At 68.0% G+C, this 25988-nt stretch carries 28 protein-coding genes and 1 tRNA gene; 12 read left to right on the forward strand and 17 right to left on the reverse strand.

The features are described 5' to 3' along the window. Nucleotides 1-5: 5 nt before the first annotated feature. From DO944_RS05570 to DO944_RS05580, 3 genes are all read right to left on the reverse strand, one after another. Nucleotides 6-578: a hypothetical protein gene (locus DO944_RS05570; protein WP_112615529.1), complete on the reverse strand. Its 573-nt coding sequence runs from the start codon at nt 576-578 to the stop codon at nt 6-8. Between the two features lie 93 nt (nt 579-671). Then, nucleotides 672-1157, reverse strand: coding sequence for an aminoacyl-tRNA deacylase (locus DO944_RS05575; RefSeq protein ID WP_112615531.1), 486 nt, complete (start codon nt 1155-1157; stop codon nt 672-674). Between the two features lie 5 nt (nt 1158-1162). Then, nucleotides 1163-1741 (reverse strand): DNA helicase, encoded by a 579-nt coding sequence (locus DO944_RS05580; RefSeq protein ID WP_112615535.1) that lies wholly within the window; start codon nt 1739-1741, stop codon nt 1163-1165. 92 nt (nt 1742-1833) lie between these two features. Between DO944_RS05580 and DO944_RS05585 the strand changes: the two genes are divergently transcribed. Beyond that, on the forward strand, nt 1834-2391 hold the full coding sequence (locus DO944_RS05585; RefSeq protein WP_181574157.1) for a peptidylprolyl isomerase: 558 nt from the start codon (nt 1834-1836) through the stop codon (nt 2389-2391). Between the two features lie 7 nt (nt 2392-2398). Then, nucleotides 2399-3298 carry a rhomboid family intramembrane serine protease gene (locus DO944_RS05590; protein ID WP_112615539.1) on the forward strand — a complete coding sequence of 300 codons (900 nt, stop codon included), beginning with the start codon at nt 2399-2401 and terminating at the stop codon, nt 3296-3298. A gap of 76 nt (nt 3299-3374) precedes the next feature. On the opposite strand, the gene DO944_RS05595 is transcribed toward DO944_RS05590, so the two are convergent. Continuing rightward, nucleotides 3375-3614, reverse strand: a complete 240-nt coding sequence (locus tag DO944_RS05595; RefSeq protein WP_023953414.1) for a cell division protein CrgA — start codon at nt 3612-3614, stop codon at nt 3375-3377. A gap of 202 nt (nt 3615-3816) precedes the next feature. On the opposite strand from DO944_RS05595, the gene DO944_RS05600 reads away from it, so the two are divergent. From DO944_RS05600 to DO944_RS05605, 3 genes are read left to right on the forward strand one after another with little or no spacing between them, the layout of a single operon-like run. Continuing rightward, nucleotides 3817-4542, forward strand: coding sequence for a class E sortase (locus DO944_RS05600; RefSeq protein ID WP_258524581.1), 726 nt, complete (start codon nt 3817-3819; stop codon nt 4540-4542). After that, nucleotides 4542-4700: a hypothetical protein gene (locus tag DO944_RS15635; protein WP_181574158.1), complete on the forward strand. Its 159-nt coding sequence runs from the start codon at nt 4542-4544 to the stop codon at nt 4698-4700. Before DO944_RS05600 ends, DO944_RS15635 begins: the two co-directional genes overlap by 1 nt. After that, nucleotides 4697-5338, forward strand: a complete 642-nt coding sequence (locus tag DO944_RS05605) for an aminodeoxychorismate/anthranilate synthase component II (protein WP_112615541.1) — start codon at nt 4697-4699, stop codon at nt 5336-5338. Before DO944_RS15635 ends, DO944_RS05605 begins: the two co-directional genes overlap by 4 nt. A gap of 32 nt (nt 5339-5370) precedes the next feature. Here the strand turns inward: DO944_RS05605 and pknB are convergent, their stop codons facing one another. The 7 genes from pknB to DO944_RS05640 are packed head-to-tail and all read right to left on the reverse strand — an operon-like array spanning nt 5371 to nt 14346. After that, complete coding sequence (pknB, locus tag DO944_RS05610; RefSeq protein WP_181574159.1) at nt 5371-7119, reverse strand: Stk1 family PASTA domain-containing Ser/Thr kinase; 1749 nt, start codon at nt 7117-7119, stop codon at nt 5371-5373. A 13-nt stretch (nt 7120-7132) separates the two neighbouring features. Beyond that, a complete protein-coding gene (locus tag DO944_RS05615) occupies nt 7133-8974 on the reverse strand; it encodes a serine/threonine-protein kinase (protein WP_112615545.1) in 1842 nt (613 codons plus the stop codon). Beyond that, a complete protein-coding gene (locus DO944_RS05620) occupies nt 8971-10428 on the reverse strand; it encodes a penicillin-binding protein 2 (RefSeq protein WP_112615547.1) in 1458 nt (485 codons plus the stop codon). Before DO944_RS05620 ends, DO944_RS05615 begins: the two co-directional genes overlap by 4 nt. Next, nucleotides 10425-11750 (reverse strand): FtsW/RodA/SpoVE family cell cycle protein, encoded by a 1326-nt coding sequence (locus DO944_RS05625; protein ID WP_112616917.1) that lies wholly within the window; start codon nt 11748-11750, stop codon nt 10425-10427. Before DO944_RS05625 ends, DO944_RS05620 begins: the two co-directional genes overlap by 4 nt. A 56-nt stretch (nt 11751-11806) precedes the next feature. Next, nucleotides 11807-13042, reverse strand: a complete 1236-nt coding sequence (locus tag DO944_RS05630; RefSeq protein ID WP_112615549.1) for a PP2C family serine/threonine-protein phosphatase — start codon at nt 13040-13042, stop codon at nt 11807-11809. A 9-nt stretch (nt 13043-13051) separates the two neighbouring features. Then, nucleotides 13052-13609: an FHA domain-containing protein gene (locus DO944_RS05635; protein ID WP_112615551.1), complete on the reverse strand. Its 558-nt coding sequence runs from the start codon at nt 13607-13609 to the stop codon at nt 13052-13054. Further along, nucleotides 13606-14346 carry a DUF3662 and FHA domain-containing protein gene (locus DO944_RS05640; protein ID WP_112615553.1) on the reverse strand — a complete coding sequence of 247 codons (741 nt, stop codon included), beginning with the start codon at nt 14344-14346 and terminating at the stop codon, nt 13606-13608. The genes DO944_RS05635 and DO944_RS05640 overlap by 4 nt, the downstream gene beginning before the upstream one ends. Before the next feature lie 141 nt (nt 14347-14487). Between DO944_RS05640 and DO944_RS05645 the strand changes: the two genes are divergently transcribed. The 4 genes from DO944_RS05645 to DO944_RS05655 all read left to right on the forward strand — a co-directional run bounded on the left by DO944_RS05645 (nt 14488) and on the right by DO944_RS05655 (nt 15927). Beyond that, nucleotides 14488-14571 (forward strand) — tRNA-Leu (locus DO944_RS05645). Between the two features lie 137 nt (nt 14572-14708). After that, on the forward strand, nt 14709-14873 hold the full coding sequence (locus tag DO944_RS15640) for a hypothetical protein (RefSeq protein WP_181574160.1): 165 nt from the start codon (nt 14709-14711) through the stop codon (nt 14871-14873). An 18-nt stretch (nt 14874-14891) separates the two neighbouring features. After that, nucleotides 14892-15107 carry a hypothetical protein gene (locus DO944_RS05650; RefSeq protein WP_112615555.1) on the forward strand — a complete coding sequence of 72 codons (216 nt, stop codon included), beginning with the start codon at nt 14892-14894 and terminating at the stop codon, nt 15105-15107. Between the two features lie 229 nt (nt 15108-15336). Continuing rightward, complete coding sequence (locus DO944_RS05655; protein WP_112615557.1) at nt 15337-15927, forward strand: GNAT family N-acetyltransferase; 591 nt, start codon at nt 15337-15339, stop codon at nt 15925-15927. On the opposite strand, the gene DO944_RS05660 is transcribed toward DO944_RS05655, so the two are convergent. Genes DO944_RS05660 through DO944_RS05670 form a run of 3 tightly spaced genes read right to left on the reverse strand, consistent with a single transcriptional unit; the run spans nt 15890 to nt 21454 of the window. After that, the gene (locus DO944_RS05660) at nt 15890-19249 is read right to left on the reverse strand and encodes an ATP-binding protein (RefSeq protein WP_112615559.1); all 3360 of its coding nucleotides are present in this window, start codon (nt 19247-19249) and stop codon (nt 15890-15892) included. The two genes, DO944_RS05655 and DO944_RS05660, sit on opposite strands and share 38 nt — an antisense overlap. Beyond that, nucleotides 19246-19989, reverse strand: coding sequence for a DUF4194 domain-containing protein (locus DO944_RS05665; RefSeq protein WP_112615561.1), 744 nt, complete (start codon nt 19987-19989; stop codon nt 19246-19248). Before DO944_RS05665 ends, DO944_RS05660 begins: the two co-directional genes overlap by 4 nt. Next, nucleotides 19982-21454 (reverse strand): DUF3375 domain-containing protein, encoded by a 1473-nt coding sequence (locus DO944_RS05670; protein WP_112615563.1) that lies wholly within the window; start codon nt 21452-21454, stop codon nt 19982-19984. The genes DO944_RS05665 and DO944_RS05670 overlap by 8 nt, the downstream gene beginning before the upstream one ends. Before the next feature lie 534 nt (nt 21455-21988). On the opposite strand from DO944_RS05670, the gene DO944_RS05675 reads away from it, so the two are divergent. Then, complete coding sequence (locus DO944_RS05675) at nt 21989-22363, forward strand: hypothetical protein (RefSeq protein WP_112615565.1); 375 nt, start codon at nt 21989-21991, stop codon at nt 22361-22363. Nucleotides 22364-22406: 43 nt separating this feature from the next. Here the strand turns inward: DO944_RS05675 and DO944_RS05680 are convergent, their stop codons facing one another. After that, nucleotides 22407-22943, reverse strand: a complete 537-nt coding sequence (locus DO944_RS05680; RefSeq protein ID WP_112615567.1) for a TetR/AcrR family transcriptional regulator — start codon at nt 22941-22943, stop codon at nt 22407-22409. 101 nt (nt 22944-23044) lie between these two features. Between DO944_RS05680 and DO944_RS05685 the strand changes: the two genes are divergently transcribed. Together DO944_RS05685 and DO944_RS05690 are read left to right on the forward strand one after the other, a co-directional pair. Beyond that, on the forward strand, nt 23045-24244 hold the full coding sequence (locus DO944_RS05685) for an MFS transporter (protein WP_258524582.1): 1200 nt from the start codon (nt 23045-23047) through the stop codon (nt 24242-24244). Nucleotides 24245-24267: 23 nt separating this feature from the next. Continuing rightward, nucleotides 24268-24870, forward strand: coding sequence for a DUF1349 domain-containing protein (locus tag DO944_RS05690; protein ID WP_112615571.1), 603 nt, complete (start codon nt 24268-24270; stop codon nt 24868-24870). A gap of 264 nt (nt 24871-25134) precedes the next feature. Here DO944_RS05690 and DO944_RS05695 read toward each other — a convergent pair whose 3' ends face one another. Both DO944_RS05695 and DO944_RS05700 read right to left on the reverse strand, forming a co-directional pair. Further along, nucleotides 25135-25638: a GNAT family N-acetyltransferase gene (locus DO944_RS05695; protein WP_112615573.1), complete on the reverse strand. Its 504-nt coding sequence runs from the start codon at nt 25636-25638 to the stop codon at nt 25135-25137. After that, entirely contained in the window at nt 25635-25985 is a 351-nt protein-coding gene (locus DO944_RS05700; protein WP_181574161.1) for a helix-turn-helix transcriptional regulator, read from the reverse strand. The genes DO944_RS05695 and DO944_RS05700 overlap by 4 nt, the downstream gene beginning before the upstream one ends. Nucleotides 25986-25988 lie beyond the last annotated feature (3 nt).

The following is a 25988-nucleotide window of genomic DNA, read 5'->3' on the forward strand; positions in this document are numbered from 1 at the left end:
ACCGGTCAGGAGTTCTCGATGAGTCCCGCGACGATCTCCGTTGCGGTACCGGATGCGTCGACGAGCCCGAAGAAGTGCACGGCTCCGTAACCGAACTGGTATTCGCTGACGACCTCGTCATCCACGGGATACCCGTCTTCGTCGAAGGAGAACAGGAACCGGTATCCCGCCTCTCGCACCGCAGCCAGGCGGGACTCTTCGTGCTGGATCCGTCGTGGCTCATCCGCGATGCGAATCAGGGACGGCGCGTCCGGGTCTGCGACAGCGGGTTCCAGCGCGCGACTGACGAGGAACGGGTGCACCGCCACCTCCGCCTCAGCGCGCGTCGAGGTCGCGTGGAGGCGCACGGCGACGGCGATGTCGGGGTAATGGTCGTCTGCGTCGCCGATCTCGAATCCGCGACGCACGAACACCGAGAGCTCGCGATCATCGAGCCACGGTGCCGTTTCCGCGGCCAGGGTGAGCAGGTAGTCGTGCGTATGCAGGAGCGGGTCGTTCAGGAGCACACTCGGGGGCTTCCCGCCCAGGCGTGACCCGCTCACGGCGTCGGCGATCGCGACGTCGAATGCCTGCTCCATCCGACCATCGTATGAGGACGGATCGCCGGTCCCGCGATGACGAAAGCGCAGCGATCGGCGTCGTCCCGGGTCTGGCGCGACCGGTGAGCTCGGTCAGCGCGAACGCGGTTCCGTGATGTCGGCGACCGTGGCGCCGTAGGCGGCGATGAGAGCGTCGGCGTCGACGAACAGGCTGTAGCCGTGCGCGCCGGCGCCCATCGCGATGCGTCGGCCCGCGATGGAAGAATCGGCGAAGACCGGCCAGTCATGGGTGCTGCCGATCGGCACGATCGTGCCGCGTTCGTACCCGGTCGCCGCGAGGGCGAGCTCGGGCTCGGGCAGGCGCAGCTTGTTGACCCCTACGAGGGCGCGGAGCTTCGGCCACGAGATCACCCGGTCGCCCGTGACGAGCGCGAACAGGTAGGTGTCGTCGCTCCGCTTGACCACGAGTGTCTTGACGATGTCGTCGGGTTCGAGACCGAGGAGCGCGGCGGCCTCGTCGAGGCTGGCGGCATCCGGACGCGGCCGAACGACGACGTCGAGCCCACGCTCGGCCGCCGCGAGGCGAACCCGAGACGTGGGCTCGAGATCTTCGGTCATCCGATTCAGGCGTCGGGAGCGCGCAGCGGGTCGTCGGCAACCCACAGCTCGTCGTCCGCGCGGAGCGTCTGCCAGGCGGCGTAGAGCACGCCGGCTGCGGCGGTGACGCCGAGGATCAGAGCGATGACGCCACCGGCGCCGCGCTTCTTCTTCGGCTCGGGCAGAGCGGCACGCGACTGGAACTTCTTCGTCGCCTTCTTGCCGTACTTGGCGGCGTTCTTCTTCACCGAGGAGAGATCGAGGTCGACACCACGGCCGTGGGCGAGGCGTCCACGGGTGTCGTTCGCCGCATCCCACACGGAGAGTGCGCCGCCCACGACGGCGCCGGCGGCGGGGATGAGAGCGCCGTTGTAGACCTTGCGGGTCGCGCGGACGCTCTTGTCGACGTACGGCGCGGCGTACTGCTCATAGGTGTTCTGAACGGCGGGCTTGACGTGCTCGCGGTTGTAGTTGCCCAGCTGGTGGCCGGCGTCGCGTGCGACTTTGGCGGCCTCTCCCATCAGGACCTGCTGCGACTCCCACAGGGTGTTCGCCTGCTTCTGGAGCTTGCGGAGTTGCTTCTTGCGCTTGCGGCTGAGGCTCACGTGGGCCCTCCCTGCATCGTGGGACGTTTTCCCTCATCTTGCCAGAGAGCGCTCCAGCCAGCAGGGCATTGACAGGTGCGAGAATGGCACACATGCCTCAGCACACTGCAGTAGCGACGATCCACACCAACCACGGCGACATCGTCGTCAACCTTTTCGGCGACCAGGCCCCCCGCACGGTGAAGAACTTCATCGGTCTCGCCGACGGTTCGCAGGAGTGGACCAACCCCGCCACGGGCAAGCCCGGCGAGGGCCCCCTCTACACCGACGTCATCTTCCACCGCATCATCCCGAACTTCATGATCCAGGGCGGCGACCCGCTCGGTCAGGGCATCGGCGGCCCCGGCTACAACTTCGACGACGAGATCAGCCCCGAGCTGGACTTCCAGAAGCCCTACATCCTCGCGATGGCGAACGCGGGCCTGCGCCGCAACGCGATCACCGGCAAGGCCGAGGGCACGAACGGCTCGCAGTTCTTCATCACCACCGACCCCACTCCCTGGCTGCAGGGCAAGCACACCATCTTCGGCGAGGTCGCGGATGACGCGTCGCGCCAGGTCGTCGACACGATCGCCTCGGTGAAGACCGGCGCGCAGGACCGTCCGGTCGACCCGGTGGTCATCTCGTCGATCGACGTCGTCACGGTCTGAGCGGTACGTGAGCGCGTCCGAGCTGCGGAGCAACCCCGACAACTTCTGTTACCGGCATCCCGATCGGCAGAGCTTCGTGCTCTGCCAGCGGTGCCTGCGCACGATCTGCGCGGAGTGCCAGACGCAGATGCCCGTCGGAGTGATCTGCCCCGAATGTCTGCGTGATCAGCAGAAGAGCTCGGACGCGTCGCGTCCCCGCCGCGCGCCGCGCGTCCTGCGTGCGGTGCGCTCCGACGACTCACGGCCGCTGGTCACCTACGGGATCATCGGCGTGACGTTCTTCGTGTTCATCGTCGGACTCATCCCGGGCCTCGGGTCCGTGGTCACGTCGACTCTGGCGATGTACCCCCCGCTGCTCTACCCGGAGTTCAGCGGCACCTTCGAGCCGTGGCGGCTGTTCACGGTGCTGCTCGTCCACAGCGGCTTCTGGCACGTCGGGCTCAACATGCTCGCGCTCTGGATGCTGGGGCGCAGCCTCGAGCCGATGCTCGGTCGCGGCCGCTTCCTCGCGCTCTATCTGCTCAGCGGCTTCGGGGGATCGGTCGCGGTCGTGCTGTTCGGGTTCTCATCGGCTGTCGTCGGTGCGTCGGGCGCGATCTTCGGCCTTTTCGGCGCACTGCTCGTGATCGGTCGTCATATCGGCGCGAACATCACGGGAATCGCCGTGGTTCTGGGTATCAACCTCGTCATCACGTTCCTGCCGCTGCTCCTGAGCGGGCTCGGCGGAAGCGCAGGCACGCAGATCTCATGGCAGGCGCACGTCGGCGGCTTGGCGGTGGGCGCGCTCGTCGGCTTCATCTTCGCGCGCACGCGAACGATCCGCCGTCAGCGCATGCAGGTCTGGCTGCTCGGCGCCACCGCCGCGGGGCTGATCGCTCTGCTCGCGGTGCCCCTCGCCCTCTACTGACGAAAGTTATCCACAGGTCTATCCCCAGGTGGGGATGGAATCACACCGGTGTGATTCACCCCATGTGGACAATCGGTCAGCGCCACCGCGTGGTCATGAGGAAGCCCACGAAGGCGATGCCGAAACCGATCACCAGGTTCCAGCCCCCGATGCCGGGCACGGGAAGCGTGGAGTTGCTGAGATAGAAGACGAGCACCCACACGAGTCCGATGAGCATCAGCCCCAGCATGATCGGCTTGAACCAGACCGGGTTAGGTGCGTCATCTGCGGGGCGTCGCTCCACGGTCGGGTCGTCGTGGTCGCTGGAAGATGCCATGGGAGAATCCTAGCCGTCGGACTCCGAGCATCCTGGGCAGCGCCGATCGGGTCACCGGTTCACCCGTCGGCCGATCACCGGGTGAAATAGTGGCGTTCTCTGCGATCGCCCCCAGGGCTGCGGGCTAAACTCTGCGACTGTGGAGAGCACTCGCACGTCGTCCCGACGCTCACGTCGCTCGCAGTCGCGCCCGCGGCGACGCGTGAGTGTGATCAGCGTCTTCGGCGAGCTCCTTCTGACCGCCGGTGTGGTGATGCTGCTCTTCGTGAGCTGGCAGATGTGGTTCGGCGACATGATCATCGGATCGCAGAAGCAGGCGGAGGCCGCGGCGCTCGCGCAGCAGTGGCAGACCCAGGCCGAAGAGGCTCCGACGCCGGCCGAGACGCCTACTGGCGAGCCCGAGCCGGCGGACCCCGCCGCGATTCCCGTGTTGGCCGAGCCCGAGCCGGGCGCGGAGTTCGGCATCATGTACATCCCGCGTTTCGGTCCCGACTGGCAATTCACCATCGCGAACGGCACGGCGAAGAAGGCGATCCTCGACAAGGGCCACATCGGTCACTACGAGGGGTCCGCGATGCCGGGCGCCGACGGCAACATGGCTGTCGCCGCGCACCGGTGGACCTCGGGTGCGCCCTTCGACCCGGTCGACCGTCTCGTGGTCGGCGACGCCATTGTCATCCAGACCCAGGACGGCTGGTACACCTACCGATTCCGCAACGTCGAGTACGTGCAGGACACCGCGATCGAGGTACTCAACCCGGTTCCCCAGCAGGTCGACCTCAGCGCCAACGGCAAGTACCTCACCCTCACGAGCTGCGCCCCGAAACTCAACATGCTCGAGCGCATCATCTCGTACGCGGTCTTCGAAGAGTTCACCCCGACCTCGGCGGGTCCGCCGGCGTCGCTGACAGAGGGAGTCTCCGCCTGATGTACGGAGCACTGTGGCGAGTTCTCCCCGGACCCTGGTGGCTCCGGCTGTTCTTCCTGCTCATCCTCGCGGCCGCGGTCGTCTATGCGCTGTTCTTCTGGGTGTTCCCCGCCATCGCGCCGTTCTTCGCGCCGGGCGAGGAGTCGACGGTCGGGTGACCGCGATCCTCGTGATCGACAATCACGACAGCTTCATCCACACTCTGGTCGGCTATCTCCATGAGCTCGGCGCCGAGACCGAGATGGTGGAGTCGGATGCCGTGAGCGACCCCACACACGTGATGGCGGGCTTCGACGGCGTCCTCGTGTCGCCGGGACCGGGCACTCCGGAGGATGCGGGCGCCTCGATCGACGTCGTGCGCGCAGCCGCGGCATTCGCGGTCCCGCTTCTCGGGGTGTGTCTCGGGCATCAGGCCATCGCGGTCGCGTTCGGCGGGACGGTGGGGGAGGCGCCGGAACTCATGCACGGGATGACGTCGGACGTGCGGCACGACGGGTCTTTCCTGTTCGAGGGCGTGCCGACGACCTTTACGGCGGGCAGGTACCACTCTCTCGCCGTCGACGCCGCGACGGTGCCGGCCGAGCTGCGGGTCACCGCACGCGCGCCGGGCGGCACGGTCATGGCGATCGCCCATCGTGACGCGCCCATCGTCGGGGTCCAGTTCCACCCCGAGTCCGTGCTGACCGATGGCGGCTACCGGATGCTGGGGAACTGGCTGGCGTCGGTCGGACTGAACGGCGCGCGGGAGCGCGGAGCGCGGTTGCACCCGCATCGACGGGATGCAACCGTCACCTGAATCGGTGAGCCGGAGCCGGTGAGGCGCGGGTCTCAGCTGCCGGTGCAGACCCGGAGCGTGACGGTCGATCCGATCGGGACCTCGCCCGGTGCAAGCGACTGCGACGAGACGGTGCGACCGCCCGCTGCTGCCGCGCAGCCCGGGTCTTCGACGACCTCGGGGATCAGCTGACGCGATTCCTGCTGCAGCTCGCGCTCGGCGGCCTCGACGGTGTACCCGGTCAGGTCGACGAGGGTCACGGTGCCGCTGGCGACGACGAGGTTGACCGACGATCCCATGGCGAGAGCCGAGCCCTCGGGCGCCGATGCCTCGATGACCGTGCCGGCAGGCAGGGTCGGATCGTTGCGCGATCGAACGGTGCCCAGCTGCAGCCCGGCACGTTGCAGCGCTTCGGTCGCCTCGGTGCGTGAGAGGTTCTGGAGGGTCGGGACGGTAGCCATCTCTTGGCCCGTCGAGACGTAGACGGTCACGCGCTGGCCCGGCGAGAGGGTGATGCCTGCTGCGGGCTCGGTGCTGATGACGTCGCCCGGCGGCACCGCGTCGTCGCTGCGGTCGGAACGGACCGGATCCAACTCGGCTTCTTCGATGAGATTCTCCGCCAGGTCCCACGACTTGCCGGCGACCTCCGGCACGACCCGCGACGTACTAGGCACGGTCGTGGTCGTGTCACGGAATGCCAGGACCCAGATGAGCACCGCGATGAGCAGGGCGGCGAGCACCGCCACTCCGGCCCAGATCCAGCTGACGGGCGGGCCGGACTGCGTGCGGCGCATCGTGTTGTCGGTGCTGAGCTGACGCAGGGATCGTGCGGTCTCGGCCGCGTGCCGCGGATCCGGCCCGTACAGCTCGCTCGCGAGGGCCCCCATCTGACGCTTGGTCGGCTGCTTGCCGCCGACCGCCTCGTCGAGTGCGGCACGGAACTCCGTCGCGTCCTGGAATCGCTGGAACGGGCTCTTCGCGAGAGCGCGCAGCACGACGGCATCCAGCGCGCGCGGCACGTTCTCGACGATCTCCGACGGCGGCAGGGGAGCTTCACTCACGTGCTGGTAGGCGACGGCAACCGGCGTCTCACCGCGGAACGGCGCCCGCCCGGTGAGCAGTTCGTAGAGCACGACACCGGTCGAGTAGAGGTCGGCGCGCGCGTCTACCGGCTCGCCCTTGGCCTGCTCGGGGGAGAAGTAGGCCGCCGTGCCGATGATCGCCGTGGTCTCCGCGACCGTCGACGACGAGTCCGAAACGGCCCGGGCGATACCGAAGTCCATGACCTTCACGGTGCCGGCGTCGGTGATCATGACGTTGCCCGGCTTGATGTCGCGGTGGACGACCCCGGCGCGGTGCGAGTACTCGAGGGCTTCGAGGATGCCGTCGACGTAGCGCACCGCATCCGACTCGCTGATGGGGCCGGCTTCGACCATGTCCTTCAGCAGTCGACCGGTCACGAGCTCCATGACGATGTACGGCACGGAGTGCTCGCTGCCGTCGGGGTCGGTCTCGGTGTCCTCCCCAGCGTCGAAGACGCGCACGATGGAGGGGTGGGCCATCCGCGACGCCGCCTGGGCTTCGAGGCGGAATCGCATCCGGAAGCCGGGGTCGTCAGCGAGCTCGCGCTTGAGAACCTTGATCGCGACGTCTCGCCCTAGGGTGACGTCGTAGCCCCGGTAGACACTCGCCATGCCGCCGCGCCCGATGGGCTCGTCGATGCGGTAGCGCCCTGACAGCACACGTTGCTCTGCCGACACGTCACTCCCTGCGTTCGACTCGTACTCGGATGTTGGACTCATGGCCGAACCGGAATCAGTCGTCGCTTCCGCTGCCGTTCCCGTTTCCACCGCCGTTGCTGCCGCCGTTGCCCGGCTGACTGGGCTGCGGCGACTGAGCCGGCTGGATCGTAGCGGCAGCCTCCGAGGAGACGGGGGACGTCCGGTCGCCGCTCTCGCCTGCGCACGTCACGGTGTACGTCACCGACAGCGCGCCGGAGTCGCCCACGGTGACCGTGGCGGGGCGCTGGTTGAGGCTGAAGCTCGAGGTGGTCTGGCCGTTGGCGAAGGTGCCGCCCGACACGGTGAAGCGGTACTCCGAGGGCGTGAGCCCAGCCGGGCAAGAGTAGCTCGACCACATGACCTGCACACTGGATCGTGCGGTGACGCTCGTGACGGTCTGGCCGTTCGACTGGATCGTCGGCGCCGCCGGCGCATCGAGGGGGCTCTGCTCGGCGTACGAGGTCAGAGTCACCGAGTCGGTCGGCTTGACGTTGCCGAGCGGAACGACCTCGTAGACCTGGCCGATCTGGTCCTCGCTCGGGGCCGGGTTGCCCGGCGCGCAGGTGACGTTCTCGAGGCCCGCCTGTGCCGCGACGGCGAGGGCGTCCTCGCACGAGCGGCCGGTGAGTCCGAGACCGTCGACATTGATCGTCGAGGGGCCACTCGGGCTCGGGGGCGCCGAGGGAGTGTCAACGGGGGTCGACGGTGCCGAGCTCGTCGGACTCGACGGAGCGGGCTCGGGGTCTCCGCCGCCGGAGAGCAGGGCGAACAGCGTGCCGCCGAGCACGATGACGAGCAGGGCGATGAGCGCGACGAGCGGCCAGGTCCACCGGCTGCGCTTGCGCTTCGGCGTCTCGGCGAGGTTGTCGTCCGCAGCAGCGGCTTCGGACGCAGCGCCCGCCGCACCCGCGGCCGCGAGGCCGGCCCCGGCAGCGGCGGCTCCGGCCGGGAGCAGCAACGTCGCCGTGTCGCCGCCTGCGGAGGGCATCAGCTGCGTGACGTCGCTCGTGCCCGCACCGGCCGCGATCGCCGGCACCGCGGCATGCGCCGCGGCGAGATCGCCACGGCGAAGAGCGGATGCCGCGCGCGCGACGGCCGAGGCGGATGCCGGACGGTCGTCGGGCTTCTTCGCGATCATCGCGAGGATGAGCTTCTGCACCGGGTCGGAGACGGTGGCGGGGAGCGGCGGCGGCTGCTCGTTGATCTGCGCCATGGCGATCGCGACCTGCGACTCGCCCGTGAACGGACGCTTTCCCGCGACGGACTCGTACGCGACGATGCCGAGCGAGTAGATGTCGGTGGCCGGCGAAGCCGGGTGCCCCGACGCCTGCTCGGGGGAGAGGTACTGCACCGTGCCCATGACCTGACCGGTCGCGGTGAGCGGAACCTGGTCGGCGATACGCGCGATGCCGAAGTCGGTGATCTTCACACGGCCGTCGGGCGTGATGAGAAGGTTGCCGGGCTTGATGTCGCGGTGCACGAGGCCCGCGGCGTGCGCAGCCTGCAGCGCAGAGGCGGTCTGGGCGACGATGTCGAGCGTCTTGTCGGACGACAGCGAGCCCTCGCGCTCGAGGATCGTCGACAGCGCCTCGCCGGGTACCAGCTCCATCACCAGGAAGGCGCTGCCGTTCTCCTCGCCGTAGTCGAAGACGCTCGCGATGCCCTCGTGGTTCACGAGCGCCGCGTGACGGGCCTCGGCGCGGAAGCGCTCGAGGAACCCGGGGTCGCCCATGTACTCGTCTTTGAGGATCTTGATCGCGACGGTGCGGCCGATGACGTGGTCAGTGGCTTCCCACACCTCGCCCATACCGCCGATCGCGATCCGCGAATCCAGTTCGTAACGCCCGCCGAAGCTCACGCCTTGCATGGGTCTCATCTGTTCAGCACCGCCTCGATAACCTTCTTCGCAATGGGGGCTGCGATCCCGCTGCTCGTCCCGGCCTGCCCCTGGCCGCCCCCGTTCTCGACCATCACAGTGACGGCCACCTGGGGGTTGTCCGCCGGCGCGAAGCCGGTGAACCACAACGTGTACGGATCGCCTGGACCGTGCTCCGCAGTGCCCGTTTTTCCGGCGACATCGACGCCGTCTATTCTTGCACCGCTCGCCGCTCCGTCACGGACATTGGCGACCATGAGCGTCCGCATCTGCTCGGCGACATCCTTGCTGAGAGCACGGCCGAACTCGCTCGGCTCGAACTTCTCCTGCACGGTCAGATCGGGTGCGACGACGGAGTCGAGAAGCTGCGGCTTCATCACCATGCCGCCGTTCGCGATGCCGGCCGAGACCTGGTTGATCTGCAGCGGCGTCGCGGTCACGTCCCCCTGACCGAACCCCGAGAGCGCCGTGCGGGCGTCGTTCAGCCCGCGGGGGTACTGTGACGCGGCGGTCGCGAGCGGGATCTCCATCTCGCTGTTGAAGCCGAACTTCTCGGCCTCTTCGCGGATGGCGTCGTCGCCGAGCTCGACAGCCAGTTCGGCCATCGGGATGTTGCAGCTGAGCCGCAGCGCGGTCGCGAGAGTGACCGTGTCGCCGGGGCCACAGGTGCCGAGGTCGAAGTTGTGAAGCGTGTTGCTCGTGCCGGGGATCGTCCACGTCGCCGGGTTCGGGAACGTCGACTCGGGCGTGTACTTGCCCGACGACAGCGCAGCGGAGGCCACGACGAGCTTGAACGTCGATCCCGGCGGGTTGAGATCGCCGTCGATCGCCCGATTGAAGAGCGGCTTGAGCGGGTCGGCCGCGAGTTCGTCGTACGCGGCGTTGACGCCGGCGGATTCGTGCGACGCCAGCAGGTTGGTGTCGAAGCTCGGGCTCGTGACCATGGCGAGGATGCGTCCGGTCGAGGGGTCGCTCGCGACGACGGCGCCCTCGTAGCCCTGGAGTGCGTCGAAGGCCGCCTGCTGGATTCTCGGGTCCACCGTGAGCAGGACGTTCGATCCGCGCGCCGGTGCGCCCGAGATGATCTGCTCGAGACGGGCGAGGAACTGGGTGTCGTCGGTGCCGGAGAGCGACTGGTTCATGATCTGCTCGATCCCCGACGACGACCCGAGCACCGGGTTGATCCAGCCGGTGAGGGGCGCCCACATGGCGGCATCCGTGTACTGGCGCTGCCAGGAGTAGATGTCGCCGCTCGGCACGGATGCCGCCACGACCGAACCGCCCGCGATGATCGAACCGCGCTGCACCTCGAACGAGTCGTACAGCGTCCGCCGGTTGCCCGGGTTCTCGTTGAGCGCCTGGGCCTGAATCACCTGGATCCAGCTGGTCGAGATGAACAGGGCGAGGAACATCGCCAGCATCACGAAGCTGAGTCGTCGCAGTTCCTTGGTCATCCGATCACCACCCGGGGTCGAGAGCGAACCGCATCCGAGATGCGGAGGAGGAGGGCCACGATGATCCAGTTGGCCACGAGGGACGAGCCGCCGGCAGCCAGGAACGGTGTCGTAAGCCCCGTCAGCGGGATGACGCGGGTCACACCGCCGACCATGATGAACACCTGCAGCGCGATCGTGAACGACAGGCCCGTCGCGAGGAGCTTGCCGAAGTCGTCCTGACCGGCGAGGCCGATGCGCACGCCGCGGCTCGTGAACACCATGTAGAGGCACAGCAGGGCGAAGACGCCGATGAGGCCGAGCTCCTCACCGAGGCTCGGGAAGATGTAGTCGCTCTGCGACAAGGGCGTCATCCAGGGGCGACCCTGGCCGAGCCCCGTGCCGATGAAGCCGCCCTTGGCGAGGCCGTACAGGCCGTTGATGAGCTGGAAGCTTCCGCCGGCGGCGTCGACATTGTTCGGGTCGAACGGGTTCAGCCAGTTCTGGAAGCGGCCGTTGACGTAGGGGAGCACCTGCGAGGCGAGGATCACGCCGGCGAGAACCAGGCTCAGGCCGATCATGACCCAGCTGGTCTTACCGGTCGCGACGTAGAGCATCGCGATGAACATGCCGAAGATCAGGGTTCCGGTGCCGAGGTCGCGCTGCAGCACGATGATGCCCAGCGAGATCGCCCAGATCACGAGGACCGGACCGAGCTCGCGAGCTCGCGGCCAGGTGACCCCGAGGAATCGAGTTCCGACCGATGTGAGGGATTCGCGCGTGCGGACGAGGTAGCCCGCGAAGAAAATCGCGAGGGCGATCTTCGCGAGTTCGCCGGGCTGGAACGACACGATGCCACCGATCGATACCCAGACGTCGGCGCCGGCTTCGACGCCGAGGCCCGGGACGAACGGAAGGAGCAGCAGCGCGATGCCCGCGAACCCGAACACGTAGGTGTACCGGAAGAGCACACGGTAGTTGCGGAGGGCGATGACGACGATGAGGGCTGCCACGAGGGCGATCGCGCACCAGACGATCTGACGGACGGCCAGCATGTCCCAGCCGGCCGACGTGCCCTCGAGGTCGATCCGATAGATCATGGCGATGCCGATGCCCGAGAGAAGCGTGGCGATCGGGACCACGAACGGGTCGGCGTCGCGCGCCCGGAGGCGCAGCACCACGTGGATGGCCAGTGCGAGCGCGTCGAGCACGGCGCAGTAGATCAGGAACGACGAGTCGATCGCCCCGTTCTTTCCGAGCTGCACGAGGGCGAGGGCCGCGGCGTTGATGACGAACGCGAACAGGAGCAGGCCCAGCTCGCGGTTGCGCTGCGTCTGCGGCATCCGCAGTTTGCGCAGCGCCTTGATGACCGAGGTGTCGGCCGAGACGGCGGTGCCGGTCACGATGATCCTCCGTCCACGCGCAGATTCTCGACGATGGCTTGGGCCTCGGCGAGCGAGTCGGCTGAGATGGTCTGCTTCACCAGGTCGAGCTGGTAGGGAGCCAGGTCGGCGAGGGGGATTCCGGTGTCCTCCTCGGGCGAGGAGAGCGAGATCGGTCCGATGCTCGGCGGGATGCCGCGGTAGATCACGACCGTGTCTTCGTCGACGCCGACGAAGTAGCGCGTCTGCGTCCAGCTATAGGCACCGAAGAGCACGACCCCGATCGCCGCCAGGATGACGATGAAGCCGGCGAACCAGGTGATCCGGCGGCGACGTGCGCGGCGGCGGTCCTCCTCGATCAGCTCCTCGAGGAACTCCGCGGCAGGCTCGAAGTGCGTGGGCTCGTTCGCGGCCTGGCGAGCAGGATGCAGCCAGCTGCTGCGCTGCGGGCGAGCGGCGGGCACCTCGATACCGAGCGGGTGCGACGCCGACCCCACGACCGTCGGCGGTCCGCTGAACAGCGGGTGCTGGCCTCCGACGTCGACGATGACGATCGTGACGTTGTCGGGCGCACCGCCGTCGAGGGCCTGCTTGAGGAGGCTGTCGGCCGTGCGGCCCGGAGCCCAGCCCTGCCCGAGCGCCTTCGCGGTGTGGGCGTCGTCGACGACGCCCGACAGTCCGTCGGAGCACAGCAGCCACCGGTCGCCGGGCTGCGTGGGCATGATGAACGTGTCGATCTCGGGATCGGGGTCCATGTCACCGAGCACACGCATGAGCACCGAACGGCGCGGGTGGTAGCGAGCCTCTTCGGGGGTGATGCGGCCCGAGTCGACCAGACGCTGCACGAACGTGTGGTCCGTCGTGATCTGGGTGAGCGCCCCGTCGCGGAAGAGGTACAGGCGCGAGTCGCCGATGTGCGCAATCACGGCGTATTCGTCGACCATGACGAGCGCGCTGACGGTCGTGCCCATGCCGGCGAGCTCGGGGCGCACCTTGACGGTGCTGATCAGCTCTGCAGCGGTGTCGGCCAGCGCTTCCCGCAGGGCGGCCTCGGCCTCGGTGGTCGTGGAGAACGCTTGGTCGAGGCTCTCGAGCCGTCGAACCGCGAGGCTCGAGGCGACGTCGCCACCGGCATGCCCGCCCATGCCATCCGCGACGACGAACAGGTTCGAACCGCAGAAGCCCGAGTCCTGGTTGTTGGAGCGCACCTTCCCGGTATGCGAGATGGCGGCGCTGGAGCCCTGGAAGACCATACGTGCGGGCTACTTCCGCAGTTCGAACGTCGTCGCGCCGACCTTGATCGGCGCACCCACGACGATCGGAACCGGAGAAGCGACGCGCTCGCCGTCGTGCCACGTGCCGTTGGTCGAGTCGAGATCCTGGATCATCCACTGATTGCCCCACAGCACCAGACGCGCGTGGTGGCTCGACGTGTAGTCGTCGCGGATGACGAGGCCTGACTCGCTCGAGCGGCCGATGGTCAGCGGCTCGGAGCCGAGCGGAAGCTCGAGGCCGGCCTTGGGCCCGCTCGTGATGACGATGCGCGACACGGCGTCGGTCGTCGCCTTTCCGCCCTTACCTGCCGGGGCCGGGGTGCCGACCGCGCCGACGGCGGCAGTCGCGGCATCCGGAGACGACGTGGGCGGACGGGTGACCGCGGGGCTCGCCGCCTGCGCGGCTCCCGCGGCCGCCGGCTCGGGGAGCTTGCGCACCTTCACGCCGAACAGGTCGGCGCGCAGCGAGTACACGACGGCGAAGACGAAGAACCACAGCAGGACCAGGAAGCCGATCTGCAGCAGCAGGAGGGTGAGCGGACTCATCGGGCCTCACCTCGGGTGTCGTACATGCGGGTCGCGTCGGCCGCCGACATCCGGGGCCGCGCAGGAGCCTGCGCCTGTGGGACGACGCGGAAGACGATGTCGGTGCGACCGATGCGCACGACGCCCTCCGACGGCAGGGCGGCCTCGCTGACCCGCGCGCCGTTGAGCTGGGTGCCGTTCGTCGAACCGAGGTCGCGCACCATGGCGCGCTCGCCGTCCCAGAGGATCTCGACGTGCTTCCGGCTGGTTCCGGCATCCGGGATGGTGATGTCGGCGTCGCTGCCGCGCCCGATGACGGTGCGGGCTGCGACGATCGGATGCCGCGTGCCGTCGATGTCGAGCACGGCCTGCCACGACACGCGGGCGCCCGCATCGGAGTTGGAGTCGACGCGGACGGTGCCGGTCGAGAGCTGCGGGTCGTCCTGGAGGGAGACCGAGACGGCACCCGAGAACGAGTAGCCCTGAGCCTTGGCGTGCTTCTCGACCAGACCGCGGAGTTCGTCGAGGAGAGCGGGCCCGATCGCGTTCATGCGCTCGGCGTCGTTGTCGGACAGGCGCACCGTGAAGGCGTTCGGAACGAGGATGCGGTCGCGACTGACGACGGCGGCCTTCTTGTCGAGTTCGCTGCGGAGGGCGGAGGCGATCTCCACTGGCTGGACGCCGCTGCGGAAGGTCTTGGCGAACGCGCCGTTGACGGCACGCTCGAGACCCTTCTCGAAGCTGTCTAGTAGTCCCACGGGGCTCCTCAGGCAGGCGGATGGTTGCTTCATCGTAGTCAGCGAGGCTGAACGGACCATGCATTGGGGCTCGGATCGCGGCTCAGGAGCCGTCATCGGCGTGATATCCTCGGGAAGTTGAGTTCGTGGAAACACGTTCTCGCGCGAGTGGCGGAATAGGTAGACGCGCTGGCTTCAGGTGCCAGTGCCCGCAAGGGCGTGGGGGTTCAAGTCCCCCCTCGCGCACAGTGAGACGAAGGCCTCCGACCGGGAAACCGGCGGAGGCCTTCGGCGTTCCCAGCAGGTTCGCGTGGACGATGATCGGCCCGCCCTGGGGGATAGCGCCCGGCTGGGGGTGGGGCGAGAGCTCGTAGCATCACCCCATGGGCATGCAGAGGACGATCGTCGATCCGCAGACGTGGCTGGAAGTCATCGTGCCCGACTTCGCGACCGATGAGGAAGCTCTCGATCGCTCGCGTCGCCGAGAAGCTGGCGGGGTACCGGCGGTCAAAATGGAGCCCGACTACGGCTGTATCTTGCCGCTCTGATCCGAGAGCAGCGGCGCCGTGGAAGACATCGCTCGTCGCCTCCCCGAGGACGTGGTCCGAGACCTCATGCTTTGGCAGGAACGGTTCGAGGCGGGATACGTCTTCCCGACAGGTTGGCGTTCCGACGGGCACCGCAGCGAGTGGCTGGAGCAGGGCGAGCGACTGTTCACAGTCGTAGAGAAGGCCCTCTGGTCAGACTTCGACGTCATCCCGAGCTTTCGGGGCGCGGCGTGACTACTGATCATGAGCGTGATTACTCATCATGAATCAGACACGTCGCGCGCCAAGCTCTAGCAGGTGCTGCCGGTGGTCGGGTACGCGGCGATCAAGCGACCGCTATCCACCGCTTGCGCCGTGATCGTCATACAGGATGCCTGCCAGCGGTGTCTTACGCGCCGCACATCGCGTGCGGATACGTTCGCGCCGCGGGCGCGGGGCGCGCCACGCGAGGAGAGGACTCCCTATGAACGCGACCGCCCGACAGGTCGATCTCAGACGTACCGACCCAAGCGACCGGATGTCGTTCGCCCGGCGTCTCCAGGCGGCGTTCGCCCTCGCCGTGACCGATCACGGTCTGAGCTCGGACGTCCCGACGCCGTCCGACCGTGAGGTGTTCGCCTCGTTCGACGACGTCGCATCGGAGGTGCTCGACATCGTCGCGAAGGGCGAGATCGTGGGCGGCGCGGTCGTCGCGGGCGACGACGATCGCCGCGCGCTCGAGCTCTTCTTCATCGATGCCGGTGCTCACGGGCGCGGGCTCGGGCGGACTGCCTGGTACGCGATCGAGGCGCGCTACCCGGACACCCGGATCTGGGAGACCCACACACCCCACTTCGAAGTGCGCAACATCCACTTCTACGTCAACGTGTGCGGCTTCCACATCGTCGAGTTCTTCCACCCCGGGCGCCCGCTCGAACACCCCGGCGAAGCGCGGGCGGGAGAAAGCCCTGCGCCCGAGGTCGACGAGGACGTGCCGGAGCTGATGTTCCGGTTCGAGAAGGTGATGCCGCGGGCCGTTACGACGCCGGCGCGTCCAGGGCGACCTTCGGCTTAGCCCAGGAGCGACCGCGCGTGTCTTTGAGGATGTCGTACTCGACGTCGACGTGCGGCTCGATGGCGCTGTACTTGTCGTTCGGTGCGCCGATCACGAGCTGGAAGCCGAGTCCGCGCCACGCTCCGATCGCACGCTTGGTGAAGTGTGCATCGGCCTTGATCAGGGCCTCGTCCATGAACACGGGGGCGTAGCGAGGTCGTTCGGCGCTGGCGTCGCCGAGCTGGTAGCGGAGGGCGGCGCCGACGATGAACGCGATGAGTTCCTGGGATTCTCCGCCGGACTTCTCGCCGATGTGGTCGTACAGCGCGACGTGCTTCTTCGTCACGGCATCCACGCGCTCGGCGCTCACGCGAACGTGGTTGCGTACGTCGATGAGGTCGCCGAAGTCGGGCGCCGACCGCCGCATGTGCCCGATGAGGCGCGACATTCGGCGGTAGGCGTGCTCGCGCTCGTCATCGGACGTGGCGTTCTCGATCAGCCCGCGCACCTCGCGCAGCTCGCGCCGGAAGCGCCGGCGGGGCTCGGACTGGTTCTCGCGCGTGGTGATCTGCAGGCGATGGTCGTCGTCGTAGAACGGGAGGTCCTGCATGATGCGGTTGATCGGGTCGATGCGATCACGGATCTCGCGGATCGATCGGCTGAGCGTCGAGTCGAGGTTCGTGAGGTCGTTGCCCGACAGCTTGAGCAGGCTGTCGCGCCACTCGGCTTCCAGCTCATGCAGTCCACTCGTCTCGAGGGCCCGGAGAGCGCGTTCGAAGTCGTCGATCGAGCTGTCGGGGTCGGGCAGCAGATTCGGATTCGGCCACCGCTCGAGGAAGCTCGCCATGATGCGTCGCAGGCTCTCCCGGCTCTCGTCGAGGGCGTCGACGGCCGCGCGTCGGTCTTCCGCGAGTCGCTGCGCGGCTGTCGCGAGCGCTGCGGAGAAGCGGTGCAGCGCCTCGGACGGAGTGCCGTCAGAGGTCGGCCCATCGAGATGGAATCGCTCGTCGAGGAACGCGGACTGTGCGGCGGTGAGAGCGCGCTCTGCCCGCTCGGCGTCGTCGAGCACGGACTGATCGGAATCGACGTCGTCGATCACCTCGGCCCACTGCGCCTCGATCTGATCACGTTCGATCGACACGCGGGCGATCTCGTCGCGCAGGTGGGAGATCCGGTCCTTGATGTCGGAGATCCGTCGCTGCACATCGGCGATCTCGGGGTTGGCGGCCGTGACGTCGCTCTGCACGCCGATCCAGCGATCCCGCTCTGCGGTGACCGCCTCGACGTCGACTTCTTCCCAGGTCAGGTCGGTGATCTTGGCGTAGACGGCAAGGCGCGAGTCAACGGTGTCGAGCTCGGTCTCGGCGACCTTCCGCTCCCGCAGGGCGTCATCGAGACGGCGACGGGCGTTCTCGACGAGCCGCGCCACGTCGTGCCGGCGTCGCTCGTTCGAGAATCCGAGGACGTTCTCGCGACCGTGGCCACCGTGCGCGCCGCGGTTGCCCTGCGCGACCTGTCCGGTGATCGTGAGCGCCATGCGATGCTTCGGCAGCTCGGCGCTGGAATCGACGCAGACGTATCCGTGACGGGTCTCGAGCCGCTCCTGCAGCCAACCGGTGAACGGCGAGCTCTGGTAGTCGAGACGCCCCGGCAGCGTCTGCGGGTCGAGGTTGGCGACCGGCTCCATGCCCGCATGCACGCCCTCGAATCGCAATCGCACGGGGGTGTGGACCGATTCGATCGCCGCGCGGAACCGTCCCAGGTGAGCGGTGTCGATCAGCACCGTTGTCGCGAAGCCGCCGAGCGCAAGGTTGAACGCCTCGCGCCACGGCTCGAACTCGGTGCGCACCTCGACGAGCTCGCCGACGAACGGGAGGTCGGCCGTCGTGAGCCCGGCGGCCTCCGCGAGCCGCTCGCGCGACTCGTGCAGAGCGGGCGGGATGTTGCCGTGGCGTGAGGCCACGCGCTGAGCCTCCGCCTCCAGCTCTGCGACTTCGATCCGCGCGGCCTTCGCTGTCGACGCGGCTTCAGCGAAGGCGGAGCGGGCACGCGCCTTCGCATCCGAGTCGGCGAGCTCTGCCCGCGCGCGGGAGATGAACTCCGTGAACTCGTCGCGGTTCGAGAGTTCGACGCCCAGACCGCGGAGGGCGGCATCGAGCACCTCGCGGTGACGCCGCACGTCGGCGAGCCGCCGCTCCACCTCGCGCAGTTCGCGCTGCGCCGTCGCCAGGCGATCACCGCCGGAGAGCCGGAGCACGTCGATCAGGCCGTCGCGTTCGGCCTCAGCGCCGTCTGCGAGCGCACGCTTCTCGCGCAGCGTGACATCGGCCGCGTTCTTGCGCTCGCGCAGCTCGGTCTCGACGTCGCGCAGCATCCCGAGGCGCCGATCCGCGCGCCAGAGCGTGGCGAGCGACCCGGCATCCGAGAAGGAGCCGACCTCGTCGATCAGACTGACCCGCTCGGCGGCGGCGGCCATCTTCGCGCGCAGCTGCGGGATGGGCGTGAGCGCGGTGACCTGCTGCCGGGCCGTCAGCATCCGCATGCGCGTGCTCTCGAGACCATCGAAGTGCGCGACGACGGCGTCGGCGGTCCCCATCGTCTCGGGCTCTTCGAGCACGAGACGCTTGTAGAGGTCGTCGACGGTCGTGATCTGCTGGCCTGCCTGGATGCGCGCGAGCAGGCTCATCGCCTTGGCCCCGGCCCCTGCTGCGCCGATGCCCAGCACGGCATGCAGGCGGGCTGAGAACTCGCGGTCCGTTCCGACGGGCTCCAGGCCGGCCTCGCGCACGGCGGCGTCGGAGAGGCGCTGCACGGCGGCCGGTTCGAGCGAGCGGAGGTCGAAGGCCCGGTCGGTCGTGGCCCGCACGCGCACGGTGTCTTCGAGCACACGCGCGCTGGCCGGGATGTACCAGGCTCGCACCGCTGTGAACTGCGACCCGTCGTGATCGATCCACGTCATCGAGACGGCGGTCCAGGTGTCTTCGCCGTCGCCGCGGAGGACGGTCATCTTCGTGCCGTCCTCGGTGCGCGACTCGTCGATCTTGCCGCGGCCGTAGGACAGGATGTTGCGCTGCTCGGAGCCGCGCGGACGCCCCGTGACGCCACCGTTCGAGGCGCCGTTGAAGGGAGTGGTGTGGGGCATCATGAGCGCGATGTAGGCGTCCATGAGCGTGGATTTGCCCGACCCCGAACCGCCGCACAGAAGCGTGGCGCCGGGGGAGAAGCGCACACGATGGGCGCCCTCGTAGCCGCCCCAGTTGATGAGCTGGAGGTCTTCGGCGAGCCACTGCTGGCCGCGGGATGCCGCCGGGATGAGCCCGAACAGCGTCTCGAGCATCGTCACAGCTGCTCCTCCTGAGGTTCGTCGTCGCCTTCTTCGTCTTCGCTTTCGTCGTCCGCGACGCCACCGGTGTCGTCCGCGTCCGACCGGTCTCGCAGCCAATCGCGCAGTTCGCGCAGCTTCTCGGCGCTGAGGACGATCTCGACGAGCGGACTGATGCGGAAGCGTCCCGTCGTCTCCTCGTCGACGATGCCGTCGCGAGCGAGCCGGTCCATCGCCTTGCGGATCAGTCTCTGCCGCTTCGCGGTGTCGCCGTCGGCATCCGCGAAGTAGCTCATCACGGTCTGCTCGACGTCCTCGATGTCGACCCGGGCGGCCGGCTCCCCGGCCGCCGACTCCCGCTGATACACCGTGCGCAGGTGTACGAGGACGAGGGTCTCGGACCGCGTGTATGCGGCATCCCGAAGCAGGATCGGAACATCGAGCTCGTCCGAGCGCACCTGCTGCTTGTAGGCGACGCCGCGGTCGTGGTCGATCACGAGCCGCACGAACAGGTCGTTGAGCCGTGACTCGACGAGCTGCTGATTGTCGAGCAGGGCCGTCCACTCCTCGCGGTTGCGGTCCGCGAGCACGAACCGTCGCTGCAGCAGGTGGACGAGCACGCGACGCACCGCGGGATCGAGCACCCCGCGATCGCCGGGAAAGAGCTCGCCGAGGTCGTCTTCCATCGCAGCGGGCTCGACGAATGCGCCGTCACCCGGGGCCTCGTCTTCGGCTGTGCCGAGGCTGGCGGTGTCAGTCATCGTCGGGCTCCTTCGAGGTGCGGGCGGTCACGGATCCGAAGGCGAAGCGCCGGGTCGTCCCATCGGGGCGACGCGCCTCGACCACCGAGAGGTCGTCACTCTCGCGCATGCCGTTGCGGTGGGCGATCTCGAGGAGACCGACCAAGTCGACCGGACGGCGGACTTCGTCGTCTGCGGCGAGGAAGGCCTCACCCAGGTCGAACTCCTCGCCGAGGGCCGCGACGTGTGCCTCGAGCTCGGCGTAGCGCGGACCGCCCCACGCGCGCGTGTCGGCATCCAGAATCTCCGCGTCTGCGTCGGGCTCCGTCAGCGGTGCCGGCGCACCGGGCGGGCGGATGTCGGTCGTCGACTGCCGCAGGTGGCGGATGTCGGCTGTGGGCAGGCTGCGGATCATGTCGACGGTGGCCTCGGATGACGTGCTGTGCGTCCAGGCTTGCAGACCGGCCATGACATCGCGCAGCAGATCGTCGACGTGGCGGTCGCGGATGGGATCATGCGTGCGCACCTGGGCGGTGATGACCCGCGACGCGCGACGCTGGGCGGTCAGAACCTCTTCGACGCCGAGCTCCACGCGCCGTGAGATCGCGTCGAGCTCGGCGCGCTGCTCGGTGTCCATGAGGCGCGCGAAGGGCTGCGTGAGGAGGGTGTGCAGCTGGTCTGTGAGGCTGTCGATGCGCTCGGGGTCGCCGATCAGCCGGAGCGCGCCGGCGAACGCCCGGCCTTCCGGCGTCGACTGCATGACGTACTGTCCTCGCTGCAGGTACTCCCGCAGCACCTCGCCGGTGGGACGCACGTCGCGCCGGAGGTCGGCGATGACATCGCGCTGCATGGCCTTGATCGACTCCGCGACGCGCGTGAAATCGGCGGGCAGCTCACGCGCGAGATGCAGCACGTTCTCCGCCTCCTCGAGGAGCTGCTCGTCGTCGATCGGCTCGGATTCCCCGAGCTGAAGGCGCGCGATCTCGGCGTCGAGCGCGTCGCGTTCGCGGATGAGGCGTGCGAGGCGCACCTCAGGGTCGGTCTCAGCGTGGTCCGAGAGCCGCTCGACGGCTTCCAGGAGGGTGCGGACACGGGAGTTCGAGACCCGGGTGCGTCCCCCGGTGGTGCGCCCGGTGATCTCCAGGGCGCCCACCGCATGCGCCGTCAGCCGGTAGACCTCGACGTCGCCGTCGATCTGGGGGACGAGCCATCCCACCCGCACCCAGTAGCGACAGATCTCACGGGCGGTGCCCGCCGGGAGTGCGCGATCGTCCTCGTCGTATCCGGCCGCACGCAGCTCGTCGAGGATCTCGGCGACTTCGGCGTGCGCATCCGAGATCTCGACGGACGGCCGGTCGACGGAGAAGACGAGCGAGAGCGTCGCGACCACGAAGGGCGCGTAACGGCCGTGGAGGAGGTCGAGTGTGGGGGTACGGAACGCCGACAACGCACGCAGATATGCGGCCTCAGCGCGAGTACTTCCCATCCATGCAACAGTATCCGGCGCGCCGACATCGAGCTGTCAGGTCAGATCCCGTCGAGCGTGGGCGGGAGGGCGAACACGAGCTCGTCGATCTCCTCGCCGCGGGCGGGTAATAGGGGCGCTGACGGCCGATCTCGCCATCCGCACGTTCGGCGACCGGATGCAAAACCCCGGCGGGTGCCCAAGCCTACGTGTGGCCAAGGGCGTCCAGATCGCCGCGGGAACCTAGATCGGCACGATGGGCGACACGCGCCAATCCCGACGGGCCGATGGAAGGAAGCGCCACGGCAGGTGAGAGTGCGAGAAATCCAAACTTGTGTCCCGGGTTTGCGGGTGCGTTGAGCACTCGGAGACGGGCCACGAACACGCACAAAGCTTTCGCCTCCGGCATGCGCATAGGTTTCCTCAACCGACTGAAACTGATCGGTTCTGGACGGGAGCGCGTTGAGGAGCGCAATCCGGCCTCGTGCCCCCTGTGAGACCCCGGGAGCGCCCTGCGATGCTCATGTCATGCGTATTTGGATTCGGGCTTCTGTCATGGTGGCGGTCTTGGTGATGATGACCGGCTGCACTACGACTGCCCCGGGCGAAGCGGACTCTTTCGGTTCATGGTCTGAGCGCATGCTGGCTGAATTGTCGACGGGTGACTCGGGGCCGGCGGGCGGCGGGTCGAACACGTCGGCGGTCGGCTTCGAGGTCGGCTCGCCCGGTTGGTACACGGTTGCAGCTGCGTGCCGCGGAACCGCCGTCGTTCAGCTGCTCCTGATTTCAGCGGGAAAAGAGGTCGGTTCGGTAGACGTTCCGTGTGGCGCGACGGCAACGACCGAGGTCGAGCTGCGCGATCGCGAGTTGGTCATGGAGACGCAGGCGATTGGCGACTGGTACGTCGTGCTCACAGCGGTGCAGCCGTGACGCACGTCCTGCAGGCCTACGACGTCTCGCCCCTCGCGACGACTCAGCCGAGCTCGACGACCGCCTTGACGGTCTTGCGGACGAGGTGCCGGTCGAGAGGGCGGCCTTCGAAGTACCGATGCATCGACCACCCTTCGTGGAGTGCATCGAGTGTTCGCGCGGTCGCTTCCGAAAACTGGAGTTGAAGTGCTTGCCTGCTGAGAGTCATCCAATGGGCGCAGTAGCTGCGGACGGTGGGGTTGAAGCTTCCATAGGAATACATCTCAAACAGGGCCCGGGTGTGCAGATCGTCCCCCCCGGCGCCTTCGATCAGGTCGACGACGACCTCGATCGCTTCCTCGATGCTTCCGGCCTTCTCGAAACGAGACCTGTACTCGCGTGCCATGGCTGTGTACATCTGCTGAAACGCTCCCTCGAATATCTCGTCGAGGGAGCCGAAGTGGTACGTCAACGACCCCGGCGACACCGACGCCCGCGCCGCGATCGAGCGGTGCGTGACGCGATGCACGCCGACTTCGACGATGTCGTCGAGGGCTGCGCTCAGAATGCGCTCGCGGCGGTCGACCACTTCGTTCGTCATAGCGCTCCTCTTGTACATATGTACGGGATGGTTGTACATTCGTACATCACCGTATGTGGTTGGGGCACCCGCCGCACTCGTCTTCTTGCGCTGGAGTTGTCTTGGATCCTGTTCTCGCGCGCCGACGCCTGGCGCTGTTCGCGCTGTTCTTCATCCCCGGTCTCGGGATCGCCTCCTGGGTGACCCGGACGCCGGCGATCCGCGACCTGCTCGAGGCATCGACCGCCGAGATGGGGTTGGTCCTGTTCGGGCTGTCGGCGGGATCGATGATCGGCATTCTGGCGTCCGGCCCGTTGGTATCGCGGCTCGGCGTCCGGCCGCTCATCATCATCGGCACGGCGCTGATCGTCGTCAGTCTGCCTGCCATCGGCTTCGGTGGCGCGTGGGGTGGGAGTTTCATCGTCGCCGGAGGGTTGTTCCTGTTCGGGCTCGGCATGGGCGGTGGAGAGATCGCGATGAACGTCGAGGGTGCCGACGTCGAGGAGGCGATCGGTCGCCCGGTGCTTCCCGCCCTCCACGGTTGTTTCAGCCTCGGCACCGTGGTCGGGGCGTCGGCCGGAATCGTCTTCACTGCACTCGACGTGTCGGTGACATGGCACCTGGCGTCAGTCGGTGCGGTCACCGCCGTCATTTTCGTCCTGGCGATACGACATGTCACCCCTCGCCCTCTGCCTCGGCCGACGGCATCCGACGAACCGTCCGCGCTGGAGCAAGGTCGGCTTCGCGACCTCCTCACCGATGGGCGATTGATTCTCATCGGCGTCATCATTCTGGCGATGGCTTTCGCCGAGGGCACGGCGAACGACTGGCTCCCCCTCGTGATGGTCGACGGCCACAACCTGGACCCCGCATTCGGGTCCGCGGTGTACGCGGTGTTCGCGGCGTCGATGACCATCGGACGATTCGCCGGGGGCCCCTTCATCGAGCGCTTCGGGCGACCCGCCGTCCTCTGCGTCAGCGCGATCTCCGGCGTCGCCGGTCTCGCCGTCGTCATTTTCGCCGACAACCAGATTGCAGCCGGGGCCGCTGTCATCCTGTGGGGCCTCGGCGCCTCGCTCGGGTTTCCGGTCGCTCTCTCCGCAGCCGGCGCGTCGGGCAGCAACCCGGCAACTCGCGTGTCGATCGCTGCGACCGTCGGGTACATCGCATTCCTCGTCGGTCCGCCACTTCTCGGGTTCCTCGGGGAGCATTTCGACCTGCGAACCGCGCTCATCGCGCCGATGATCCTCGTCGCGATCGCCGCGTTCGCGGCGCCCTACATCTCAACCCCCTCCACCCGATTCGCCCGGCGCCAGCACTGAGCAACCAACCGAAGGAAGACGCTATGACCATCGAACTACCCAGCCTCCCCGGCCTGTCTTGGACCCACCACGAGGGCCAGCACCGACAGGACGGCGACACCCTCGTCCTCATCTCCGATGACAACGTGGACTGGACGAACGACGCCGCCGGAGCCCCCGCGTACCACACGTCGACGAGCCTTTCGTTCGACACCGATGGCCCCTTCCAGCTGTCGGCCCGCGTCTCCGTCGACGCACCCCGGACCACATTCGACGCCGCCGCACTCACCCTTTGGGTCGATGAGAACTGCTGGGCCAAACTCTGCTTCGAGTACTCCCCGCAGGGCGAAGAGATGGTCGTCAGCGTCGTCACCGACCGCTACTCGGACGACTCGAACGGTCCCGTCATCCTGGACGGCTCCGCCTGGCTCCGCATCTCCACCCTCCCTGGGGCTCATGCGTACGCGTTCCACTACTCGCTCGACGGCACCACGTGGAACTTCGTCCGCCAGTTCCGCCTCAACACATCCACCCGCCCCAGGGTCGGGCTGATGTCACAAGCGCCCATGGGCCCTGCGGCCGCGGCCCGCTTCTCAGAGATCACCTTCCGCCAGACGCAGATCGCGGACGTACGCGACGGCAGCTGACCGCCCCCCCTGAGCGTGTGCGAGCTCGACCACCCACAGGCGGGCACGTGGAACGGAGCGCCATCCCCGTGCCGATAACGTCCACCGGAACCAGGTATCGAGCAACGTTTCCGGCGAGGCATTCCACGCAGCTAACCACCGGCTACCAAAAACGATCGTTTCTGGGGCGGTCGATTCGTGTGTCGCGGAAGCCTGCCGAAACTCAGGGCCGTGTCGAAACCCGGTTTCGGGACAAACGGTTTCGGCAGGGGGTTTTGACGTGCCTCAGGGGCGGCGGCGCTCGATGAGTATCGTGTCGCGCCAGTTGCCAGCCCAGGGGCCGTAGGTCATGTACGCGATGCGTTCGCGGTGGCCGATGCGGCGAAAGCCGGCACGCCCGTGAAGGGCCAGGCTGGCGGTGTTCTCGGGGAAGATGCTTGCTTGTACTGTCCAGATGTCAGCGGCGTCAGATGCGCGCAGGAAGGAGGTGAGAAGTGCCGTGCCGACGCCGCGCCCGTGGGCGCGATCGGCAACATAGACGGAGTGTTCTACGACTCCGCGGTAGACCTCGCGTGCAGAGACGCGGGATGCGGCAACCCAGCCGAGGACTGAGCCGGCGGGATCGGTGGCGACGAGGCGGCCAACCTGGAGCTTTCCTTGGTCGAAGTCGGCCCAGGACGGGGGCTCGCTTTCAAACGTCGCGTTTCCGGCGGCGATGCCTTCGCGATAGATCTTCTGGACCTCGGGCCAGTCCCTCTCGGCCAGGGCCCGCACGGCGATGTCGCTCATGCGCGGAGGACGCGGGACGCGGCGTCGAGAGCGTTGGGGACGACGCGGTAGTAGGCCCATCGGCCGCGCTGCTCGCGGGTAATGAGACCGGCGGCGACGAGCTGCTTCATGTGGTGTGAGACGGTCGGCTGCGATAGGCCGACGGGCTCGGTGAGATCGCAGATGCACGCCTCCCCGTCGGTGGATGCGGCGATCAAGGACAGCAGGCGTACGCGGGTGGGGTCGCCGAGTGCTTTGAATGTTCGAGCGGTGCGCTCAGCGTCTTCCAGCGAGATCACCGCTCCGGTGACAGGAGCGCAGCACGTTTCGCTTTCCGCGGGAGGAAGGAGCGGGAACTGCGCAGTCATACT

This window comes from Microbacterium sp. SMR1 (assembly GCF_003289625.1).
Taxonomy (GTDB): domain Bacteria; phylum Actinomycetota; class Actinomycetes; order Actinomycetales; family Microbacteriaceae; genus Microbacterium; species Microbacterium plantarum.

Bases quoted from the DNA above. Each gene is read 5' to 3' on its own strand.
- DO944_RS05700 (WP_181574161.1), bottom strand. From the start codon at position 25,985: ATGACTGCGCAGTTCCCGCTCCTTCCTCCCGCGGAAAGCGAAACGTGC.
- DO944_RS05655 (WP_112615557.1), top strand. From the start codon at position 15,337: ATGAACGCGACCGCCCGACAGGTCGATCTCAGACGTACCGACCCAAGC.
- DO944_RS05630 (WP_112615549.1), bottom strand. From the start codon at position 13,042: ATGGTCTTCCAGGGCTCCAGCGCCGCCATCTCGCATACCGGGAAGGTG.
- DO944_RS05635 (WP_112615551.1), bottom strand. From the start codon at position 13,609: ATGAGTCCGCTCACCCTCCTGCTGCTGCAGATCGGCTTCCTGGTCCTG.
- DO944_RS05665 (WP_112615561.1), bottom strand. From the start codon at position 19,989: ATGACTGACACCGCCAGCCTCGGCACAGCCGAAGACGAGGCCCCGGGT.
- DO944_RS05615 (WP_112615545.1), bottom strand. From the start codon at position 8,974: ATGAGACCCATGCAAGGCGTGAGCTTCGGCGGGCGTTACGAACTGGAT.
- DO944_RS05625 (WP_112616917.1), bottom strand. From the start codon at position 11,750: ATGCCGCAGACGCAGCGCAACCGCGAGCTGGGCCTGCTCCTGTTCGCG.
- DO944_RS05670 (WP_112615563.1), bottom strand. From the start codon at position 21,454: ATGGGAAGTACTCGCGCTGAGGCCGCATATCTGCGTGCGTTGTCGGCG.
- DO944_RS05620 (WP_112615547.1), bottom strand. From the start codon at position 10,428: ATGACCAAGGAACTGCGACGACTCAGCTTCGTGATGCTGGCGATGTTC.
- DO944_RS05690 (WP_112615571.1), top strand. From the start codon at position 24,268: ATGACCATCGAACTACCCAGCCTCCCCGGCCTGTCTTGGACCCACCAC.
- DO944_RS05585 (WP_181574157.1), top strand. From the start codon at position 1,834: ATGCCTCAGCACACTGCAGTAGCGACGATCCACACCAACCACGGCGAC.
- DO944_RS05675 (WP_112615565.1), top strand. From the start codon at position 21,989: ATGGTGGCGGTCTTGGTGATGATGACCGGCTGCACTACGACTGCCCCG.
- DO944_RS05570 (WP_112615529.1), bottom strand. From the start codon at position 578: ATGGAGCAGGCATTCGACGTCGCGATCGCCGACGCCGTGAGCGGGTCA.
- DO944_RS05575 (WP_112615531.1), bottom strand. From the start codon at position 1,157: ATGACCGAAGATCTCGAGCCCACGTCTCGGGTTCGCCTCGCGGCGGCC.
- pknB (WP_181574159.1), bottom strand. From the start codon at position 7,119: ATGAGTCCAACATCCGAGTACGAGTCGAACGCAGGGAGTGACGTGTCG.
- DO944_RS05595 (WP_023953414.1), bottom strand. From the start codon at position 3,614: ATGGCATCTTCCAGCGACCACGACGACCCGACCGTGGAGCGACGCCCC.
- DO944_RS15640 (WP_181574160.1), top strand. From the start codon at position 14,709: ATGGGCATGCAGAGGACGATCGTCGATCCGCAGACGTGGCTGGAAGTC.
- DO944_RS05680 (WP_112615567.1), bottom strand. From the start codon at position 22,943: ATGACGAACGAAGTGGTCGACCGCCGCGAGCGCATTCTGAGCGCAGCC.
- DO944_RS05695 (WP_112615573.1), bottom strand. From the start codon at position 25,638: ATGAGCGACATCGCCGTGCGGGCCCTGGCCGAGAGGGACTGGCCCGAG.
- DO944_RS15635 (WP_181574158.1), top strand. From the start codon at position 4,542: ATGTACGGAGCACTGTGGCGAGTTCTCCCCGGACCCTGGTGGCTCCGG.